Source organism: Streptomyces longwoodensis (assembly GCF_001514125.1).
GTDB classification, from domain to species: domain Bacteria; phylum Actinomycetota; class Actinomycetes; order Streptomycetales; family Streptomycetaceae; genus Streptomyces; species Streptomyces longwoodensis.
On record NZ_KQ948563.1, the window covers coordinates 165,005 to 184,045 of the forward strand.

Here is a 19,041-nt window from a genome sequence, read left to right on the forward strand (position 1 = left end):
CGGCAACCGCGAGGAACCAGGACGTACGTCCGCAGGAGGACTGCCAGATGACCGACCGGCCCCTGACGCTCATGGCTGTGCACGCTCACCCCGACGACGAGGCCACAGGGACCGGAGGGGTTCTCGCGCGGTATGCCGCAGAAGGCATCCGTACGGTTCTCGTGACCTGTACCGACGGCGGGTGCGGGGACGGGCCGGGGGGGGTCAAGCCGGGCGAGCCCGGGCACGATCCGGCGGCCGTCGCCCTGATGCGTCGTCAGGAACTCGAGGCGAGCTGCGAGATCCTGAAGATCAGTGACCTGGAGCTGCTGGAGTACGCCGACTCCGGGATGATGGGCTGGCCGAGCAACGATGCCCCCGGGGCCTTCTGGCAGACCCCCGTGGAGGAAGGCGCGGCCCGGCTCGCGGACCTCATGCGGCACTACCGGCCCGATGTGGTCGTCACCTACGACGAGAACGGTTTCTACGGCCACCCCGACCACATCCAGGCCCACCGCATCACCATGGCGGCGCTGGAGATGTCCGGGCTGACCCCGAAGGTGTACTGGACCACGGTGCCCCGCTCGGGGATGCAGCGGTTCGGCGAGCTCATGCGGGAGTTCCAGCCGGACATGCCGGAGCCGGATCCCGCCGAGGTCGCTGCGATGGGCGAGATCGGCCTGCCCGACGACGAGATCACCACCTGGGTGGACGCCACCGCGTTCAGCGGCCAGAAGTTCGACGCGTTGGCCGCGCACGCCAGTCAGGGCGAGAACATCTTCTTCCTCCGGATGGGCAAGGAGAGGTTCGGCGAGTTGATGGGCGTGGAGACCTTCCTGCGGGTCCAGGACACCACCGGCGCGGACGTACCCGAGAACGACCTCTTCGCCGGACTGCGCTGATCCTCTTGGTCGAGCGCTAAGCCTGTCGTTCCGCGCAAGCCGTCGGGCGACGGCGCCGCGTCCGCAGTCGGCGGGTGCCTTGTACTGCGTAGACCGGGGTCATGAGGGCGAAGCCGGCTACCGCGAGCCAGGACCAGGCCTCCGCCACTGCGAGTCCGAGCAGCAGGCCGCCAAAGACGAGCATGGTCAGTCGCCGTCACGTTCTCCCGTCGCGTACGGATGCACGTGCCGGTTCTTGTCGAACGGGGTGAACCACTCCGCGAAGCGCATCGGGGACACCCCCAGGGCGTCGCCGGCGGGGCTTTCGTCGATGCCGTCCATGGAGTCGTCGTAGAGCCACTCGTGGTCCATGTCCTCGTAGACGGTGTCGGCGAACTTCGCCAGCGCGGCCGAGACGTCGTCGGTCAGGAGGCCGAAGGTCTCCAGGGTCACGTGCACCTCGGCCAGCAGCAGCTTCAGGGCGAGTTCCTCCGCGACGCAGCTCAGGCGTGCGAACGTGCCGTCCGTGAAGCGGGTGGTCAGGGCGATCACCGTCACCAGGAAGCGGCGCGCGAACAGGCTGTCGTACTGGAGCGCGTATCTGGCGGGCAGGGCCTCCAGGTGCCACAGGGGGCTGTCGCACTCGGCGACCGTGGTGTCCTCCTCCGCCAGGGTCTGCACGTCCTCGAAGAGCTGGTCGACCAGGACGCCCGTCGCCCACACCAGGGCGCCGGCGGCCAGCCGGGCGTCCTCCTCGGTCCGCCCGCCGAACACCTCCGGGGGGAACGCGCGCAGTTCGCCGGCCAGCCCCAGCATCCGGCGGCGGGCCCCCTGCGCCTCGGCGTCCTCGTCGTAGCCGATCCCCGCGCCGGCCCGGGCAGGGGGCTCGCTGTGCCGGGCCTTGCGGGCCGCCGGGTCGGCCGGCGGAGCATCCGGGCCCTCCGCCGCCTCCAGGCTCTCCAGGGCGGCCTTCGAATGCAGGACGACCTCGCACCGCTCGATCGGCCAGTCGGCCAACAGCTCGGACCGCTCCAGCAGTCCCTCCACCAGGAAGCGCACGGCACGTTCGGCCGCCTCCAGTGCGGGGGCGTCCACGACGACCTTGAGCAGCGCTCCCCGCGGGTGGACGGCCACGACGCTGTCCACGAGGTCGACCCGCAGGTCGGCGGGCGCCCTCGCGGTGTCGACCGCGCCGAACCCGTCCTCCAGGAGAGCCACCGCTCCGACCCGCTGCAGCGGGCCCAGCTCCGGAACGCCCCCGGGAAGGCCGACATCCACCGTCACTATGTACGTCACAGCCCCGAGCCTCGCAGGTTGCGCCCCCTTCCGTGGCGGATCTCCGTCGTGCCGCTGTCAGTGCCCCGCGCTACCGTGCGAAGTGGTCGGTTCGTTCGTCCCGGTTCGTGGAGGTTGTCATGGTGTCGCGGCTGAATCCCTACCTGACGTTCGACGGGGACGCGCGGGAGGCGATGGAGTTCTACCGGGAGGTGTTCGGGGGGAGTCTCACGCTCAGCACGTTCGGGGAGTTCGGGCTGGAGGGGACCCCGCACGCCGAGCGGATCATGCACGGGATGCTGGAGTCGGGCAGCGGGTTCACGCTCATGGGGGGCGATCTGCCGCCCGGGGCCGAGTTCAGCGCCGGGTCCAACTTCGCCGTCGCCCTCAGCGGGGACGACGACGCCGAGCTGCGGGGCTACTGGGAGAAGCTGTCCGACGGCGGGTCCGTGTCCGTGCCGCTGGAGAAGCAGATGTGGGGGGACGTCTACGGGGCGTGTACCGATCGGTTCGGGGTTCCCTGGATGGTCGACATCGGGGAGGGGAGCGCGGGCGGCGGGGAGCAGGGTTGAGGCGTCCTCCCGGCGGCGTCGTTCAGGGGCGGGCGGGCCTCGCCCTGGTCGCCCACGACGCCACCGCCGCCAGCCCGATCAGTCCCGCCAGCGTCACGTAGCCGTACGTCAGGGTCCACACGGACGCCACCCCCGCCACCAGCAGCGGGCCGCCCGCGTCGCCCAGTTCCCGGCCCAGTTCCGCGGCTCCCATCGTCTGACCCAGGCGTTCCGGTGAGGTGTGCGTGGACAGGGTCGCGAAGCCGAGCGGGGTGATCAGGCCCGTTCCGGCGCCCGTGAGGGCCGCTGCGGTGAGGATGCCGGTCAGTCCGGGGAGCGTCGCGCAGGCCAGGCCCGCCGCCGTGAGAGCGAGGCCCGCGGTCAGGCCCGTGCGGGTCGACACCCGGCCCTCGTCCAGGGCGCGGCCCGCCCACGGCTGGACCACTGCCGCGGTCGCCGCCAGCAACGACACCGCCGCCCCCGTCGCCACCGTGCCCAGGCCCGCCGCGCGTCCCGAGACCGGCAGGAAGCCGACGCCCACCGACAGCGCCGCCGTCGCCGCGGCCAGTGCCGCCGTCGGTGCGAGGAAGGACGGATCGGCCAGGCGGCGCGCCAGGTCGAGCACCGTCTGGCGGGCCTTCGGCAGCGGCGGTACGACCGGCACGGCCAGCGCCGCCCACACCGCCACCCCCGCGCCCAGCACCGTCAGCACCCCGAACAGCAGGCGCAGTCCCCCGGCCCACACCAGCACCCCGCCCAGCAGCGGGCCGAGCGTGTAGCCGATCGACTTGTGGAAGCCGTAGCCGCCGAAGGCCCGGCCCCGCTTCGCCGCCGGGTTCAGCCGCGCGACCAGGGCCGAGGCGGACGGCGAGAACGCCGAGGCCGCCGCACCCTGGCCCAGCCGGGCCGCCCACAGCCACCCCGGGCTGTCCGCCACGACGTACACCGCGGACGCGGCCGCGAAGGCGACCAGGCCGCCCAGCAGCACCGGGCGGGCGCCCACCCGGTCGGCGAGGGTGCCGAAGAGCGGCTTGAGGACGACCTCCGCGCCGTCGTAGAGGGCCAGCAGGCCGCCCAGGACCAGCAGGGAGGTGACCGCGTCGGAGGAGAAGCCGCCGAGGTTCGCGGCGATGCCGTGCGCGCCGAAGGCCGTGGTGAAGCCGGCGGCGTACAGCGGCCACATCTGGCGGGGCGGGGCCGCACCCTGCCTCTCCGGGGAGGAGACCGGCTCCTCGAGGGCCGCGCCCTGCTCCTCCGGGGAGGAGACCGGCTCCTCCGGGGAGGGGCCGGGCGCGGCCTCCGTGCCGTCGTCGCGTGCGGTCATCGGGGCTCCGGGTGGTTCTGTCGAACGGTGACGGCGCGTACGGCGCGGTCGGCGCAGGCCGCGGCGCACTCTGCCAGATCAGCTCCCCCGTCCGCTCCCGTCAAGGCGCATCCGCCCCCCTTCAGCGTCCGCCGGGGGCGCGCCCTACTAGGCTCCTCACCATGTCGCACCCTGACGAACTGCTCGTCGGCATCGCCGAGCTCGTGGAGTCGCAGCACACCAGTCGGATGTCCCTGACCGTCGTGGTCCCCGGGGCCGTCATCACGGGCCGACTGGCCCCTGAGGCCATGTGGAAGGAGCGCGTGGCGGAGGTCCTGCGGGATTCCGCGCAGCTCGGGGACTTCGCCTCCGTCTTCATCCGCTCCGCCCGCGAGGGCACCGTCGCGCCACGGCGTGACGGGCCGCCGACCCACCTCCACTTCCACGTCGCCCGCATCCTCCAGGGCAGCTACGGCATCCCCGACTCCGGCGGGATGTACCGCGTGGCGCTCTCCGACGTGAGCGCCTGGACCATCGGGGACATCGGGTACTCGGACCAGTGAGCCAGTAAGGGTCGAGGGGAGTCCACTGAGGACCCAGTGGGCTCCCCCGTCAGGTGTTCCAGCTCTCGTCGTACGGGTCGTGCGGCACCGGTACCGGTGTCGCCTCTGTCACCCGCAGGAACGGGACGGGGCCGCCGTTCACCGGGTCCTTCTCCGTGCGGGGCGTGTAGGTGCCGGTGACCGTCAGCCAGGTGTCCGGCTGCAGGACCGGCGGGATCGCCCCGGTGAGGCCGATCTTCACCGGCTGGGCGTCCGCGGCACAGCAGTTGAGCGCCATACGCACCAGGTACGGCGTGCCGCTCCGGTCCACCGCCACGAAGCCGGTGACCTGGATCCGGCGGCCCTCCAGCGTGCGGCCCTTGCCGTAGACCGCGCGGCCCGCGTAGTCCACCACGCTCAGCCGCAGGGGGCCGGTGGCGGGCAGCGCCGGGTAGGCGAGCGGCTGTTGCAGGGCCGTGCCCGTACGGGTCGCGCTGTACGAGCCCAGGGCCGGCGGCGCCACCAGGATCAGCGCCAGCAGGGGCAGGAGCAGCAGCCAGGAGACGTGCGGGGCGTGGTGACCGTGCCCGTCCGCACCGGGCCCGTCCGTGCCGAGCCCGTGCCCGAGTCCCGACCCAGGCCCAGCCCCCGACCCGGCACCCCGCCGCCCCCTCCGCCACCCGTACCCCACCGACGCCACCGCCGCCGCGACCAGCACCACCGCCGCCGCCAGCAGCAGGGGCCGCAGGCCCGCCTTGACGTAGCGCAGGTACAGGTCGGTCGTGCCCGCGTGCCACAGCGCCGCACCCAGCAGGAACAGCAGCGCGGACTGTGCCTGCCGGTTCACAGCAGCACCGTCCCGACCAGCACGGACACCGCCACCGCCAGGACGAACGTGGCCGGCGCGAACCGTACCGCGAAGGCGCGGCCGAACGTCCCCGCCTGCATCGCGAACAGCTTCAGGTCGATCATCGGGCCCACCACCAGGAACGCCAGCCGTGCCGTCAGGGAGAACTGGGTCAGCGACGCCGCCACGAACGCGTCCGCCTCCGAGCAGATCGACAGCACGACCGCGAGGACCGCCAGGGCCAGGACCGAGAACACCGGGTTCTCGGCCGCCGTGCGCAGCCAGCTCTGCGGGGCCACCGCCTTCAGCGTGGCCGCGGCCATCGCGCCGAGCACCAGGTAGCCGCCCGCGTGCATCACGTCGTGCCGCACCGAGTTCCAGAAGGTCTCCCCCCGGGTCGCCCCCTCGTGCGGGGCGTGCCGGGGCGGGCGCAGCCAGTCGGTGCGGCCCAGCCGCTGCCACAGCCAGCCCATCACGCACGCCACCAGCAGGCCGCCGGCCAGCCGGGCCACCACCATCCGCGGCTCGCGCGGGAAGGCCACCGCCGTCGCGGTCAGGACGACCGGGTTGATCGCGGGCGCGGACAGCAGGAACGCCAGCGCCGCCGCCGGGGTCACGCCCCGCCGCACCAGCGCCCCGGCCACCGGGACCGACGCGCACTCGCAGCCGGGCAGCACCGCTCCCGCGAGGCCCGCCACGGGCACCGCCAGCGCCGGGCGGCCGGGCAGGGCGCGGGCGAAGAACGACGGCGGGACGTAGACGGCGATCGCCGCCGACAGCAGCACGCCGAGGACCAGGAACGGCAGTGCCTGCACCACCACCGCCACGAACACCGTGGTCCAGCTCTGCATCACCGGCGCCGACAGGGCCCGGCGGACGGGGGCCTGGAAGGTGACGAGGAGCAGGAGGACGAGGGTGAGGACGAGGGGCGAGGTGACCCGTCCCTGCGGGCCGGCCGGCGCGCTCTCCCCGGGCTCGTCGTGCGGAGTCCCCTCCTGCGGGGCCGACTTGGTGAGGGCCACGTGCGGGTACCTCCGGTCGTGTCGTCGCCTCCCCTTGCGTACGGACGGGCGCCGCCCTGCGTTCAGCCGTGCGTTCGGCCGGCCGGTGGAACCACGCGTCCCGGTGGGGCACTCTTCTCCCTCGTGGGGAGCGTTCCGAACCAGGGTGTGCGGGCGGGGTCGCCGGACGACGGCGGCCACATGGTGGTGTGCGGCGACGACGGGCTCGCGCACCGCCTCGCCGCCGAACTCCGGGGCGTGTACGGGGAGCAGGTCACCCTCGTCGTACCGGCCTCCGAGCGCACGGTACGGCCACCCGTCGTGGGGCGCGCCCGCGCGGTGTCGGCGGCGCTGCTCGACCGGGTGGTGAGCGCGGCCGTCAACCGGGCCGGCGGTGCCGCCAACGGCGCGGGAGGTCCCGACGCGTCCGCCGTCGGGGAGCCGGCCGCGGGCCAGAGGACGCTGGAGGCGGCCGAGCCGAGCGAGGCCGTGCTCGCCGAGGCGGGCGTGGAGCGGGCCGCCGCACTGGCGCTGGTCTACGAGGACGACGAGACCAACATCCGTGCCGCCCTCACCGCCCGGCGCCTCAACCCGCGGCTGCGGCTCGTCGTCCGGCTGTACAACCGGCGGTTGGGCCAGCACATCGAGGAACTGCTCGACCAGGCCGCCGCGTTGGCGACCGGGCACCCGGCCGGGGCGGACGCCGCCGGGACGGACGCGGCCACGACGACCGTGCTGTCCGACGCCGACACGGCCGCGCCCGCGCTGGCGGCGAGCGCCGTGGTGGGCACGACCAAGGTGGTGCAGACGGACGGGCTGCTGCTGCGGGCCGTCGAGCGGGCACCGGGCGAGACGGCCGGTCCGAGCCTGGCCACCCTCGCGCTGCTGTCCGTGCCGGCCAACGGAAGCACAGCGGCGGCCGACAGAAGCTCCGCGGCGGCCGACGGAGGCACAGCGGGCGGCCCTTCGGCCCCGGGCGACGACCAGGGCCCCGCCCTCCTCCCCGACGCCGACGCCGTACGGTCGGCGACCGGGCGCGGGACCGTCGTGCTGGAGCAGGTGTCGTACGCACCGGAGGCCTCCTCCGGTGGGCCCCGCCGTCGGGGGCGCGGGGACGGTGGGCCATTGGGCCTGGTGTCGGGGGTCGTGTCGCGGCTGGCCTCGCTGTTCTCCCGGCAGCTGCGGTGGTCCCTCGCCGGTCTGGTGGCCTGCGTGGTCGCGCTGGCGGTGGCGCTGTGGCTGGCCACCGGCATCCACCCGCTCGGGGCGCTGTACCTGACCCTGCTCGACCTGTTCTCCATCAACGACCCGGCGGTCGGCGCGTCCACCGAACGGCAGGTCCTCCAACTGCTGTCCGGACTGGTCGGGTTGCTGCTGCTGCCGGTGCTGCTCGCGGCGGTGCTGGAGGCGCTCGGCACGTTCCGCGGGGCCGGGGCGCTGCGGCGGCCGCCGCGCGGCATGGGCGGGCACGTGGTGCTGCTGGGGCTGGGGAAGATCGGCACACGGGTGCTGGTCCGGCTGCGGGAGCTGGGCATCCCGGTGGTGTGCGTGGAGGCCGGGGCCGACGCGCGCGGGCTGGCCGTGGCGCGGCGGCTGCGGGTGCCGGTGGTGCTGGGGGACGTGACGCAGGAGGGGGTGCTGGAGGCCGCGAAGATCCACCGCGCGCACGCGTTCCTCGCGGTGACCAGCTCGGACACGACGAACCTGGAGGCGGTGCTGTACGCGCGGTCCGTGCGGCCGGACCTGCGGGTGGTGCTGCGGCTGTACGACGACGACTTCGCCACGGCGGTGTACCGGACCCTGCGGGTGGCCTACCCGGGGGCGCAGACCCGCAGCCGGAGCGTGTCGCACCTCGCGGCACCGGCGTTCGCGGGGGCGATGCTGGGCCGGCAGATCCTGGGGGCCATACCGGTCGAGCGGCGGGTGCTGCTGTTCGTGGCGCTGGAGGCCGGGGCGCACGCGCAGCTGGCGGACAGGACGGTCGGCGAGGCGTTCCGGGCCGGGTACTGGCGGGTGCTGGCGCTGGACACGGGCGCCGGGGCGTCGGGGCTGGTGTGGGACCTGCCCGACGACTACGTGCTGCGGGGGCGGGACCGGGTGGTACTGGCCGCGACCCGGCAGGGGCTGGCGGAGCTGCTGCGCCGCCGGGGCCGGGACACGACGGCCCGGACGGCCGCGCCCCGCCCGCGGGTCCCCTGAGGGAGCCGGCCGCCCCCGCCCGCAGGCCCCCTGAAAGGGCCGGCCCCCAGTCACCGGCCCCTCCAGCCCTCGGCTACTTCGGCAGATGCCGTGCCGCGAAGTCGAGTTCGAGCTTGACCTGCTTGATGCGCTCGTCCACCACCAGGGAGCCGTGCCCGGCGTCGTAGCGGTACACCTCGTGGGGCGCGCCGCGGGACTCCAGGCGCTTGACGTAGTTGTCGATCTGGCGGATGGGGCAGCGTGGGTCGTTGACGCCCGCCGAGATGTGGACGGGGGCCTTGACCTCGTCCACGTAGGTCAGCGGGGAGGAGGCCGCGAAGCGCTCGGGGACCTCCTCGGGGGTGCCGCCGAGCAGCGTGCGGTCCAGGGCCTTCAGGGCCTCCATCTCGTCGTGGTACGCCGTGACGTAGTCGGCGACCGGGACCGCGGCGATGCCCAGCGTCCAGGCGTCGGGCTGGACACCGAGGCCCAGCAGGGTGAGGTAGCCGCCCCAGGAGCCGCCGGTGAGCACCAGCCGGGCCGGGTCGGCGAGCCCCGAACCCACCGCCCACTCGCGCACCGCCGCGATGTCCTCCAGCTCGATCAGGCCGACGCGGTGCTTGAGCGCGTCCGTCCAGGCGCGGCCGTAGCCCGTGGAGCCGCGGTAGTTGACGCGGACCACGGCGTACCCGTGGTCGACCCAGGCGGCCGGGGCCGCCGCGAAGGCGTCGCTGTCGTGCCAGGTGGGGCCGCCGTGGATGTCGAACACCGTGGGCAGCGGACCCGTGGCGCCCCTCGGCCTCTGCACCAGGGCGTGGATGCGGCCGCCGGGGCCGTCCACCCACACGTCCTCCACCGGCACCGAGCCGGGGCACTTCATGCCGGGCGGGTCGAGCACCACGTCCCCCGTGGTGGAGCGCACGACGGGCGGCTCGGCGGCCGAGGACCACAGGTACTCCACGCTGCCGTCCGGGCGGGCCGTCGCCCCCGAGACGGTGCCGGGCGGGGTGGGGATGCGGGTCAGCGTGCCGTCGGCGAGGTCGTAGCGGAACAGCTCGCTGCGGGCCTCGAAGCCGTGGACGACGAGCAGCGCGGAGCCGTCCGGGTACCACTCGGCGCTCACGTCGCCCGGCAGGTCCAGCTCCAGGTCGGTCTGCTCGCCGGTCAGCACGTCCCACACCAGCGGCTCCCAGCGGCCCCGGCGCTGGTGTCCGACGAGGAGGCGGCTGTCGCCGTCGACGGGTGCGAAGCCGAGCACGTCCAGGCCGAGCTCCTCGCGGCCGCCGTCGGTGTCGTCGAGCTCGGCGACCGTGGTGCCGTCAGGGCGCAGCACGCGCAGCGCCGAGTGCATGGCGTCGCCGTGCTCGGTGTGCTCGACCGCGATGAGCGAGCCGTCGTGGGAGAGGTCGCCGACGCCCGCCGACTCGCGGTGCCGGTACAGCTCGAACGGTGCCTCGCCCTCGCGGGCCAGGTGGAGGGTGGTGCCGTCCTCGTCGGTGGAGCGGCCGATCACCGCGGTGCGGCCGTCGCGGCTCAGGGCCAGGCCGGCCGGGTAGGACGGGTCGAGGCCGGGGGCGGCCAGCTCGTCCTCGCCGCCGGTGAAGGGCTGGCGGCGCCACACGCCGAACTCGTCGCCGTCCTTGTCGTCGAACCACCAGATCCAGGCGCCGTCCGGGGAGAGCACGCCGTCCGTGGTGCCGTTCGCCCGGTCGGTCACCTGGCGCTGCTCGCCGGTGGCGCGGTCCCACGCGTACAGCTCGTACGTCCCCGTCGCGTTCGACACGAACAAGGACCGGTCCGGCGCGTCCTCCGCCCAGTCGGGCAGGGACACCCTCGGCGCGCGGAAGCGCTTCTCCCAGTCCGGCATCTCCACGGTCCGCTCGGCCGCGTCCGGCCCGTTGCTCTCAGTCATGGCCCCATAGTGCCTGCTCGGACCGCCCGTGTGCTGGTCCGCTCCCCAGCCTGTGGACAACTTTCGTCATGTACTTACCAGGAGCGTTCCCCGCCGGGTCCCCACCGCGTCCCCGTCGGGCCCCCACCGCGTCCCTGCCGGTGTCCCCGGCACGCCCCCACCGCGTCCCTGCCGGTGTCCCCGGCACGCCCCCACCGTGTACCCGGCAGGCCCCCGAACCCGCCCCCCGCGCCCCGGCACGGCGCGACGGCCCCGTACCGTTGAGGGCGTGTACCGGTTCCTGCTGACGCCCCGCTGGTGGGGGATCAACGTCTTCCTGCTGCTGGCCGTGCCGTTCTGCATCTTCATGGGGTCCTGGCAGCTGAGCCGGTTCGAGGCGCGCGTGGACGACCACCGCACCGCGCAGGCGCAGGTCTCCGAGGACCGCACCGAGGCCCCCCGCCCGCTCGCCGACATGCTGCCGGTGGACAAGGCGACCTCGGGCAAGCGCGTCACCGCGACCGGCCGCTACGCCACCCAGCTGCTCGTGCCCGACCGCACGCTGGACGGCCGCAAGGGGTTCTACGTGCTGACCCTGCTGCGCACCGACGGCGGCAAGGCGCTCCCCGTGGTCCGGGGCTGGCTGCCGGGCACCGCCGACGCGGCCGCGGCGCCCGCCCCGCCGGCCGGCGAGGTGACCGTCACCGGCGCGCTCCAGGCGTCCGAGACGCCCGGGGACAACGGCGTGAGCGCCCGGGGCGGGCTGCCGGCCGGGCAGACCGCCGCGATCAGCGCGGCCTCGCTGGTCAACGTGGTGCCGTTCGACGTCTACGACGCCTGGGTGACGCTGGACCGGGCCGACTCGGGGATGACGGCGGTGCCCGCGACCGCGCCCGCCGGGACCGGCCTGGACCTGAAGGCGTTCCAGAACCTCGGCTACACCGGCGAGTGGTTCGTCTTCGCGGGCTTCGTGGTGTTCATGTGGTTCCGCCTGCTGCGCCGCGAGGTCGAGTTCCAGCGCGACGCGGCCCTCGGCCTGCTCCCGGAGGGGGAGGCCGGGGAACCGGCGACGGGCGAGGAGCCCGCCACCCCGGCCGCTCCCTACGACGGCGCCAGCACGCCCGTCCGGTAGACCGTCCCGGCGCACGCGTCGGGCACCGTCGCGGTGAGGGTCGGCCCGCCGCCGTCCGGGGTGTACGCCACGGCGACGCTGCCGTCGGCCGTGCCGTCCTCGGTGAACAGCTGCGGGGAGGTGCCGTCGGTACCGGACGCGCCGGACGCGCCGGTGGACGTGCCGCCGTTCGCCACGCCGGTCGGCTCGGTCGGGCTCGGGCTCGGTGACGAGGAGCCGCCGGAGTCGCCGCCGCCGTTCGTCGGGCAGGTCTCCGACGGCACCCAGGCGAACCGCACGTCGTAGGCGGAGCCCGGCGTGAGGACCAGCCGGGAGACGTACAGCGACGGGTCGGGCAGGGCGGCCGCGGCGTCGCCGGAGGTGTGCTCGGTGACGCTGATCTTCGCCGGGTCGGCGGCGCCCTGCGGGGTGGTCGTCAGGGCGACCCCGCCGTCGACGGCGCAGCTCTTGGCGGAGACGTTGGTGACGCGGAAGCCGCCGTAGACGATGCCGGCCGCGTCGGCGCCCTGGACGGCGGCGGTGGCGGAGCCGAGCTGGTCGGCGGCGCAGGCGGGGGCCTCGGCGGAGCTGGGTGCGGACGGGCCGGCGCCGCCGGCGGTGCCGGCCGCGCCGCCGTCGCCCTTGCCCTCGTCGCTGCCCTTGGTGCTGCCGTCGCCCTGGCTGCCGGTCGGGCCGCCGGAGTCGGCCCGGCCCTCGGAGCCGCCGTCGGGCTGCTTGCCCTCGCCGGTGCCGCCGTGAGCCTGGGAGGCCTGGCCGGCGATGGCGGGGTTGGCGTCGGTGCCGCCGGAGTTCGAGACGTGGATCAGGGCCGGGACGGCGGTGCCGACGAAGAGTGCCGCGGCGGCCATGCCGACGGCTGCCTGGCGCTTGCGGGCCCGGCGGGCCGGGACGGCCTTGCGCAGGTGGTCGAGGCTGCCGTCGCGCGGTTCGATGTCGGAGACCGCCTGCTGCAGCATCCGCCGCAGGGCCAGCTCGTCCGAGCCGAACCCGTCGGGGCCCTGGTCGTCGAGGTGGTGGTTCACGTGTCCGTTCCCAGCGTGCGTGTGCTTCGGGTGGCCGGCCGGGTCCATCGGCTCGTGCCACGCGTACGGTTCGTGTCGCTCATGGGAGTCGCGCCCCTCGCCGTCCTGGTTCACGCCGACGCTCCCATCGCGCCCCGCAGGGCGGCGATGCCGCGTGAGCCGTACGCCTTGACGGAGCCGAGCGAGATGCCGAGGGTCTCGGCGACCTGGGCCTCCGTCATGTCCGCGAAGTAGCGCAGCACCAGGACCTCGCGCTGGCGGCGCTGGAGGCCCTTCATCGCCTTGATCAGGGCGTCGCGCTCCAGCTGGTCGTAGGCGCCCTCCTCCGCGCTCGCCATGTCGGGCATCGGCTTGGAGAGCAGCTTCAGGCCGAGGATGCGCCGGCGCAGCGCGGAGCGGGAGAGGTTGACGACGGTCTGGCGCAGGTACGCCAGGGTCTTCTCCGGGTCGCGGACGCGCTTGCGCGCGGAGTGGACGCGGATGAAGGCCTCCTGGACGACGTCCTCGCAGGAGGCGGTGTCGTCGAGCAGGAGGGCGGCGAGGCCGAGCAGCGAGCGGTAGTGCGCCCGGTAGGTCTCGGTGAGGTGGTCGACGGTGGTGCCGGCCGCCACGGTCTCGTCGGCGCCGTCACGCGGGCTGGGGATGCGGGCGGGCCGCGCTGCGGGCATGGGGGCGATCACCGGCATGCCGCCGGGCGCCCCGGCCGCGCGGGGCCGGACGGTCCGGCGGGGCGGCCGCAAAGCGGTGCCCCGGGCCGTCGCGGGGAAGTCGAGTACCTCTGCCACGCCAGTTGGACACGCACACCCCCTCGGGGGTTGTACGCGCGATGCCCCCCTCTTGCGCGGGGTGGCACCACCCGTCTCCCCCCGGACGCCCCGGCCGGCCCGTCTCCGGCGCCGGGCAGCACAACCGACGGTGTGTCCCATGCCCTCATGCGTCCCGCTCTTCCCCTGTGTCCACCAACGATCGGGCGTCCCCACGCCCGCGACCGCGGCGCCCCCTGCGCGCCGTGGCCGTCTGCCTCCGCACCCTGGAAAGGGCGACCGCAAAGACGCTCCCCGCGCTCCGCACGGTTGCGGAGAGCGGGGAGGAAACAACCGGTGAGCAAATCCTACAAACGTTTTCGGCCCTGGCCAGGGGTTACGTGCGGCAACCCCCTGCCGGGAAACGTTCACTGACGCTCAGCCACGACCAGTTCGGCGATCTGCGCGGCGTTGAGGGCGGCGCCCTTGCGCAGGTTGTCGCCGCAGGCGAAGAGCTCCAGGGCGGTCGGGTCGTCCAGGGCGCGGCGCACCCGGCCCACCCAGGTGGGGTCGGTGCCCACCACGTCGGCGGGCGTGGGGAACTCGCCGGCCTCGGGGTCGTCGCACAGCACCACCCCGGGCGCGGTGGCGATGATCTCGCGGGCCCGGCCGACGGTGACCTCGTCCTGGAAGCGGGCGTGGACGGTGAGGGAGTGCACGGTGACCACCGGCACCCGCACGCACGTCATGGCCACCGGCAGGGCGGGCAGGCCGAGGACCTTGCGGGTCCCGTCGCGGACCGCCATCTCGTCCGAGGACCAGCCGTCCGCGTGCAGCGACCCGGCCCACGGCACGACGTTCAGCGCGACCGGCTCCGGGAACGGCCCGGTGCCGTCCCCCACGGCCCTCCGCACGTCCCCGGGGCTGGTGCCCAGTTCGGTGCCGGCGACCAGGGACAGCTGCCGGCGCAGGGTGCCGACGCCGTCCCGTCCCGCGCCGCTGACCGCCTGGTACGAGGAGACCACCAGCTCGCGCAGCCCGAACTCGGCGTGCAGGGCGCCCAGGGCCACGATCATGGTCAGGGTCGTGCCGTCCGGGCCGGCCAGGATGCCGCGCGGCCGCATCCGTACGGCGTGCGGGTTGACCTCCGGCACGACGAGCGGCACCTCGGGGTCCGCGCGGAACGCGGCGGAGGTGTCGACCACGACCGCGCCGCGCGCGACGGCGACCGGCGCCCACCGGGCGGCGACCTCGTCGGGCACGGCGAACAGCGCGAGGTCGACGCCGTCGAGGGCGTCCTCGCCCAGCGCGGCCACCTCGACCTCCTCGCCGCGCACGGCCAGCTTGCGGCCGGCCGAGCGCGGCGAGGCGAGGAGACGGATCTCACCCCAGACGTCCGCCCGGTGGGACAGGATCTGGAGCAGCACGGTCCCGACGGCGCCGGTCGCCCCCACGACCGCCAGCGTCGGACGTTGCGATGCGGGCATCTGCGGTCCCGGGCGTCAGCGCCCGGTGCCTCCGTAGACGACGGCCTCGTCGCTGTCGGAGTCGAGCCCGAAAGCGGTGTGCACGGCGCGGACGGCCTCCGGCACGTCGTCGGCGCGCGTGACGACCGAGATGCGGATCTCGGAGGTCGAGATCAGCTCGATGTTCACCCCCGCCTCCGACAGGGCGGTGAAGAAGTCGGCCGTGACGCCCGGGTTGGTCTTCATGCCCGCGCCGACCAGGGAGATCTTGCCGATCTGGTCGTCGTAGCGCAGGGAGTCGAAGCCGATGCCGGACTTGTTCTTCTCCAGCGCGTCGATGGCCTTGCGGCCCTCGGTCTTCGGCAGCGTGAAGGAGATGTCCGTCAGGCCGGTGGCCGCGGCGGACACGTTCTGCACGACCATGTCGATGTTGACCTCGGCGTCGGCGATCGTGCGGAAGATGGACGCCGCCTCGCCGGGCTTGTCGGGCACGCCGACGACCGTGATCTTGGCCTCGGAGGTGTCGTGCGCGACACCGGAGATGATGGCCTGCTCCACCTGCTGGTCCCCAATCGGCTCACTGCTGACCCACGTGCCCTGCAGTCCGCTGAAGCTGGACCGGACGTGGATCGGGATGTTGTAACGGCGGGCGTACTCCACACAGCGGTGGAGCAGCACCTTGGAGCCGGAGGCCGCGAGCTCCAGCATGTCCTCGAAGGAGATCCAGTCGATCTTCTTCGCCTTCTTCACCACCCGCGGGTCGGCGGTGAACACGCCGTCGACGTCGGTGTAGATCTCGCACACCTCGGCGTCGAGCGCGGCGGCCAGCGCGACCGCGGTGGTGTCGGAGCCGCCGCGGCCGAGCGTGGTGATGTCCTTGGTGTCCTGGCTGACGCCCTGGAACCCCGCGACGATGGCGATGTTGCCGACGTCGAGCGAGTCACGGATGCGGCCCGGCGTGACGTCGATGATCCGGGCTTTGTTGTGGACCGAGTCGGTGATGACACCTGCCTGGCTGCCGGTGAACGACTGGGCGTTGTGCCCCAGGTTCTTGATCGCCATGGCCAGCAGGGCCATGGAGATCCGCTCTCCGGCGGTCAGCAGCATGTCGAGCTCGCGCCCGGCAGGGATGGGGGATACCTGCTCGGCGAGATCGATCAGCTCGTCCGTCGTGTCGCCCATCGCGGAAACCACGGCGACCACCTGGTGGCCGTTCTTCTTGGCTTCCACGATCCGCTTGGCGACGCGCTTGATGCCCTCGGCATCGGCTACGGAGGAGCCTCCGTACTTCTGCACGACAAGGCCCACGTGCGCTCCTCGCTCAGTTTGTCTGTTTCCGCACGTACGCCCTTGTACTGCGGGTCGGCTCAGTCTAACGAGCGCCCGAATCCCGCCCCTGGAGTGCCGCATCGTGAGATGCCCCGGACACACGCCGCGGGGGCTCCTTCCCAGGCGGTCCGGGGGACAAGCGGAATGTGCCCCGGCTCACGCGCCGCCGGCCCGCGGGACCCCGTCGTTCCTGCCGCTCGGGGCGCGGCCGGCGGTCACTTCCTCGCCGGGCGCAGGCCCAGCGGGCCCGCGATCTCCTGCACCATGACCCGGCCCGCCTCGAACTCCAGGGTGTCGTCACCCAGGTCGGACTGGTCGGTGTCGAGGCCGTCCAGCTCCTGCAGGGGCTGGTTGAGGCGGACGTGGATGAGGACCGACTGCAGGGCGCGCAGGACGGCGGACGCCGTGGGGCCCCAGTTGGAGAAGTAGGAGAACTGCCACCACCACAGGGCCTCGGTGGTGCGGCCGGCCCGGTAGTGGGCCATGCCGTGGCGCAGGTCGCTGATGACGTCGGCGAGGTCGTCGGAGATCCGGGCCGGCACGGGCGCCTTGCGGGGCTCGTACGGGTCGAACACCTCGGAGTAGACGTCGACCGGCTCCAGCAGCCGGACGAGGTTCTCGCGCAGCTCGTCCATGTCGGTGTCCGGGCCGGCGTCGGGCTCGTAGCGCTCGTCGGGGACGAAGTCCTCGTGCGCGCCGAGCCGGCCGCCGGCCAGGAGCAGCTGGGAGACCTCCAGCAGGAGGAACGGGACGGCGGAGCCGGGCTCGTCGCCCCGGGCCACCTCCGTGACGGCCACCAGGAAGCTCTCCACCTGGTCCGCGATCTGGACCGCGAAGTCGTCCGGGTTGTGGTCGGTCGCGTGCAGCGTGGCGTCAGACATCTAGGAGTCGTCTCCCCTCGAAGGCGCGGCCGAGGGTCACCTCGTCCGCGTATTCCAGGTCGCCACCCACCGGGAGGCCGCTGGCCAGGCGGGTGACCTTCAGGCCCATGGGCTTGATCATCCGGGCGAGGTACGTGGCCGTCGCCTCGCCCTCGAGGTTGGGGTCCGTGGCGAGGATCAGCTCGGTGACCGTGCCGTCGGCCAGCCGGGCGAGGAGTTCCCTGATGCGCAGGTCGTCCGGGCCGACGCCCTCGATGGGGCTGATCGCGCCGCCGAGGACGTGGTACCGGCCGCGGAACTCACGCGTGCGCTCGATCGCGACGACGTCCTTCGGTTCCTCGACCACGCAGATCACCGACGCGTCGCGGCGGGGGTCGCGGCAGATGCCGCACAGCTCCTCCTGCGCGACGTTGCCGCAGGTCGCGCAGAAGCGGACCTTCGCCTTGACCTCCATCAGGGCCTGCGCGAGCCGCCGCACGTCGGTCGGCTCGGCCTGGAGGATGTGGAAGGCGATCCGCTGCGCGCTCTTGGGACCGACGCCGGGCAGCCGCCCCAGTTCGTCGATGAGGTCCTGGACCACGCCTTCGTACAACGGACTGCCTTCTTCCTCGGGTTCCTTCAGTACGTACGGTAGTTGGCCGCCGCCCCTCCTAGGAAGGCGGCGGGAGTGTCGTGCGGGGGGCGAACAAGGGAACGACCCGGGTCAGAAGGGCAGGCCCGGGATGCCGCCGCCGCCCAGGCCCTGGGCCAGCGGGCCGAGCTTCTGCTGCTGGAGGGCCTGCGCGTTCTCGTTGGCCGCCTGGACGGCCGCGACGACCAGGTCGGCGAGGGTCTCGGTGTCCTCCGGGTCCACCGCCTTCGGGTCGATCCGCAGGGCGCGCAGCTCGCCCGCGCCGGTCACGGTGGCCTTCACCAGGCCGCCGCCCGCCTGTCCCTCGACCTCCGTGCGCGCCAGTTCCTCCTGGGCCTGCTGGAGGTCCTGCTGCATCTTCTGGGCCTGCTGGAGCAGCTGCTGCATGTTGGGCTGGCCACCACCGGGAATCACGATCACTCCTAGCGTCCGTACGGGCTGTTTCCCGCTCGGCACGAGCCTACGTGGTCCGGGTGACGCTCGCCCCGCCACTCTTTCGAGTGAGTCGACCGGCGGGTTGCCACCTGATCACGGGCCTCTTCCGGGCGGAAAAGGTACGGAAGCGATCCTCCGGCCGCCCGGGGGGCGGTAGGAAGGGTCCGGCGCAGGGTCAGGGCAGAGTCGTGAGGGAGTGCCGGGTGGGTCAGCCGGAGATGCAGCCCGAGGGTCCCCCTCAGGAGGGGCGGGGCGACGGCGCGGCCGGGCTGCGGCCGGGCGACCTGTCCGGGCGGGCGTTCCCGCTCGGCGACTGGGGCGAGCCGGCGGCCCGCCTCGACGAGCTGTACCGGTGGGCGGAGCGCGGCGCGCTGGAGACGGCGGCCTGGTACCTGGCGGACCGGACGGGCAAGCGGCGCGGGGCGCGGGCGCTGCGCGCCGGGACGGCGGCGGGGGCCGTGGCCGCGGCGGCGCTGCCGTTACTGGACCTGACGGGGGTGCTGGACGGAGCGGCGCGGTGGGGGTACCTGGCGCTGCTGGTGGCGGTCTCGTGCGTGGGCGTGGACCGGTTCCTCGGGGTGACGTCCGGCTGGATGCGGGACGTGGCGACGGCGCAGGCGGTGCAGCGGCGGCTCCAGGTGCTCCAGTTCGACTGGGCGGCGGAGAGCGTGCGCGAGGTCCTGGGGCCGGCCGAGGGCACGGCGGCGGAGGCGGCGGAACGGTGCCTGGCGGTGCTGCGGCGCTTCTCGGAGGACGTCACGGAGCTGGTCCGCACCGAGACCGCGGACTGGATGGTCGAGTTCCGCACCGGCCCGGCCCCCCTCGGCATCCAGTCGGCCCTGACCGCGGGCGGCCGGGGCGCCGACCTCCCCGACCGGGTCCGCTTCTCCGCGCACCCGAACGGCAGCCGCCCCAACATGCCGAGGCAGCGCCCGCCGGAGCCCAGGTGAGGCG

At 74.0% G+C, this 19,041-nt stretch carries 18 protein-coding genes; 6 read left to right on the plus strand and 12 right to left on the minus strand.

Going from position 1 to position 19,041, the window contains the following annotated elements; genetic code table 11:
- The first annotated feature begins 47 nt into the window (after nucleotides 1-47).
- The gene (locus tag AQJ30_RS32125) at nucleotides 48-881 is read left to right on the plus strand and encodes a PIG-L family deacetylase (protein WP_067240920.1); all 834 of its coding nucleotides are present in this window, start codon (nucleotides 48-50) and stop codon (nucleotides 879-881) included.
- A gap of 186 nt (nucleotides 882-1,067) precedes the next feature.
- Here the strand turns inward: AQJ30_RS32125 and AQJ30_RS32130 are convergent, their stop codons facing one another.
- Nucleotides 1,068-2,156 carry a hypothetical protein gene (locus AQJ30_RS32130; protein ID WP_067240922.1) on the minus strand — a complete coding sequence of 363 codons (1,089 nt, stop codon included), beginning with the start codon at nucleotides 2,154-2,156 and terminating at the stop codon, nucleotides 1,068-1,070.
- A 119-nt stretch (nucleotides 2,157-2,275) separates the two neighbouring features.
- Between AQJ30_RS32130 and AQJ30_RS32135 the strand changes: the two genes are divergently transcribed.
- Nucleotides 2,276-2,707 (plus strand): VOC family protein, encoded by a 432-nt coding sequence (locus AQJ30_RS32135; RefSeq protein ID WP_067240924.1) that lies wholly within the window; start codon nucleotides 2,276-2,278, stop codon nucleotides 2,705-2,707.
- Nucleotides 2,708-2,729: 22 nt separating this feature from the next.
- Here the strand turns inward: AQJ30_RS32135 and AQJ30_RS32140 are convergent, their stop codons facing one another.
- On the minus strand, nucleotides 2,730-3,869 hold the full coding sequence (locus AQJ30_RS32140; RefSeq protein ID WP_067241068.1) for an MFS transporter: 1,140 nt from the start codon (nucleotides 3,867-3,869) through the stop codon (nucleotides 2,730-2,732).
- A gap of 302 nt (nucleotides 3,870-4,171) precedes the next feature.
- Between AQJ30_RS32140 and AQJ30_RS32145 the strand changes: the two genes are divergently transcribed.
- Nucleotides 4,172-4,552: a hypothetical protein gene (locus AQJ30_RS32145; protein ID WP_067240926.1), complete on the plus strand. Its 381-nt coding sequence runs from the start codon at nucleotides 4,172-4,174 to the stop codon at nucleotides 4,550-4,552.
- A gap of 49 nt (nucleotides 4,553-4,601) precedes the next feature.
- Here the strand turns inward: AQJ30_RS32145 and AQJ30_RS32150 are convergent, their stop codons facing one another.
- Nucleotides 4,602-5,378, minus strand: a complete 777-nt coding sequence (locus tag AQJ30_RS32150) for a TIGR03943 family putative permease subunit (protein WP_067240928.1) — start codon at nucleotides 5,376-5,378, stop codon at nucleotides 4,602-4,604.
- The gene (locus AQJ30_RS32155) at nucleotides 5,375-6,400 is read right to left on the minus strand and encodes a permease (protein WP_067240930.1); all 1,026 of its coding nucleotides are present in this window, start codon (nucleotides 6,398-6,400) and stop codon (nucleotides 5,375-5,377) included. Before AQJ30_RS32155 ends, AQJ30_RS32150 begins: the two co-directional genes overlap by 4 nt.
- A 180-nt stretch (nucleotides 6,401-6,580) precedes the next feature.
- On the opposite strand from AQJ30_RS32155, the gene AQJ30_RS32160 reads away from it, so the two are divergent.
- On the plus strand, nucleotides 6,581-8,578 hold the full coding sequence (locus AQJ30_RS32160) for an NAD-binding protein (RefSeq protein ID WP_067241069.1): 1,998 nt from the start codon (nucleotides 6,581-6,583) through the stop codon (nucleotides 8,576-8,578).
- Between the two features lie 73 nt (nucleotides 8,579-8,651).
- On the opposite strand, the gene AQJ30_RS32165 is transcribed toward AQJ30_RS32160, so the two are convergent.
- Complete coding sequence (locus AQJ30_RS32165) at nucleotides 8,652-10,469, minus strand: S9 family peptidase (protein WP_067240932.1); 1,818 nt, start codon at nucleotides 10,467-10,469, stop codon at nucleotides 8,652-8,654.
- A 268-nt stretch (nucleotides 10,470-10,737) separates the two neighbouring features.
- Here AQJ30_RS32165 and AQJ30_RS32170 point away from each other — a divergent pair, with 268 nt between their 5' ends.
- A complete protein-coding gene (locus tag AQJ30_RS32170) occupies nucleotides 10,738-11,580 on the plus strand; it encodes an SURF1 family protein (protein WP_067240934.1) in 843 nt (280 codons plus the stop codon).
- Here AQJ30_RS32170 and AQJ30_RS32175 read toward each other — a convergent pair.
- The 7 genes from AQJ30_RS32175 to AQJ30_RS32205 all read right to left on the minus strand — a co-directional run bounded on the left by AQJ30_RS32175 (nucleotide 11,550) and on the right by AQJ30_RS32205 (nucleotide 18,066).
- Nucleotides 11,550-12,602, minus strand: coding sequence for a hypothetical protein (locus AQJ30_RS32175; protein ID WP_067241072.1), 1,053 nt, complete (start codon nucleotides 12,600-12,602; stop codon nucleotides 11,550-11,552). The two genes, AQJ30_RS32170 and AQJ30_RS32175, sit on opposite strands and share 31 nt — an antisense overlap.
- Before the next feature lie 110 nt (nucleotides 12,603-12,712).
- Complete coding sequence (locus AQJ30_RS32180) at nucleotides 12,713-13,387, minus strand: SigE family RNA polymerase sigma factor (protein ID WP_211279142.1); 675 nt, start codon at nucleotides 13,385-13,387, stop codon at nucleotides 12,713-12,715.
- Nucleotides 13,388-13,773: 386 nt separating this feature from the next.
- Nucleotides 13,774-14,832, minus strand: a complete 1,059-nt coding sequence (locus AQJ30_RS32185) for an aspartate-semialdehyde dehydrogenase (protein WP_067240937.1) — start codon at nucleotides 14,830-14,832, stop codon at nucleotides 13,774-13,776.
- 15 nt (nucleotides 14,833-14,847) lie between these two features.
- Nucleotides 14,848-16,119: an aspartate kinase gene (locus tag AQJ30_RS32190; protein WP_067240939.1), complete on the minus strand. Its 1,272-nt coding sequence runs from the start codon at nucleotides 16,117-16,119 to the stop codon at nucleotides 14,848-14,850.
- 236 nt (nucleotides 16,120-16,355) lie between these two features.
- Complete coding sequence (locus AQJ30_RS32195) at nucleotides 16,356-17,021, minus strand: DUF5063 domain-containing protein (protein ID WP_067240941.1); 666 nt, start codon at nucleotides 17,019-17,021, stop codon at nucleotides 16,356-16,358.
- Nucleotides 17,014-17,613 (minus strand): recombination mediator RecR, encoded by a 600-nt coding sequence (recR, locus tag AQJ30_RS32200; protein WP_067240942.1) that lies wholly within the window; start codon nucleotides 17,611-17,613, stop codon nucleotides 17,014-17,016. Before recR ends, AQJ30_RS32195 begins: the two co-directional genes overlap by 8 nt.
- A 111-nt stretch (nucleotides 17,614-17,724) precedes the next feature.
- Nucleotides 17,725-18,066, minus strand: a complete 342-nt coding sequence (locus tag AQJ30_RS32205) for a YbaB/EbfC family nucleoid-associated protein (protein ID WP_079084446.1) — start codon at nucleotides 18,064-18,066, stop codon at nucleotides 17,725-17,727.
- A 224-nt stretch (nucleotides 18,067-18,290) separates the two neighbouring features.
- Here AQJ30_RS32205 and AQJ30_RS32210 point away from each other — a divergent pair, with 224 nt between their 5' ends.
- On the plus strand, nucleotides 18,291-19,037 hold the full coding sequence (locus AQJ30_RS32210; protein WP_067240946.1) for an SLATT domain-containing protein: 747 nt from the start codon (nucleotides 18,291-18,293) through the stop codon (nucleotides 19,035-19,037).
- Nucleotides 19,038-19,041: the final 4 nt, after the last annotated feature.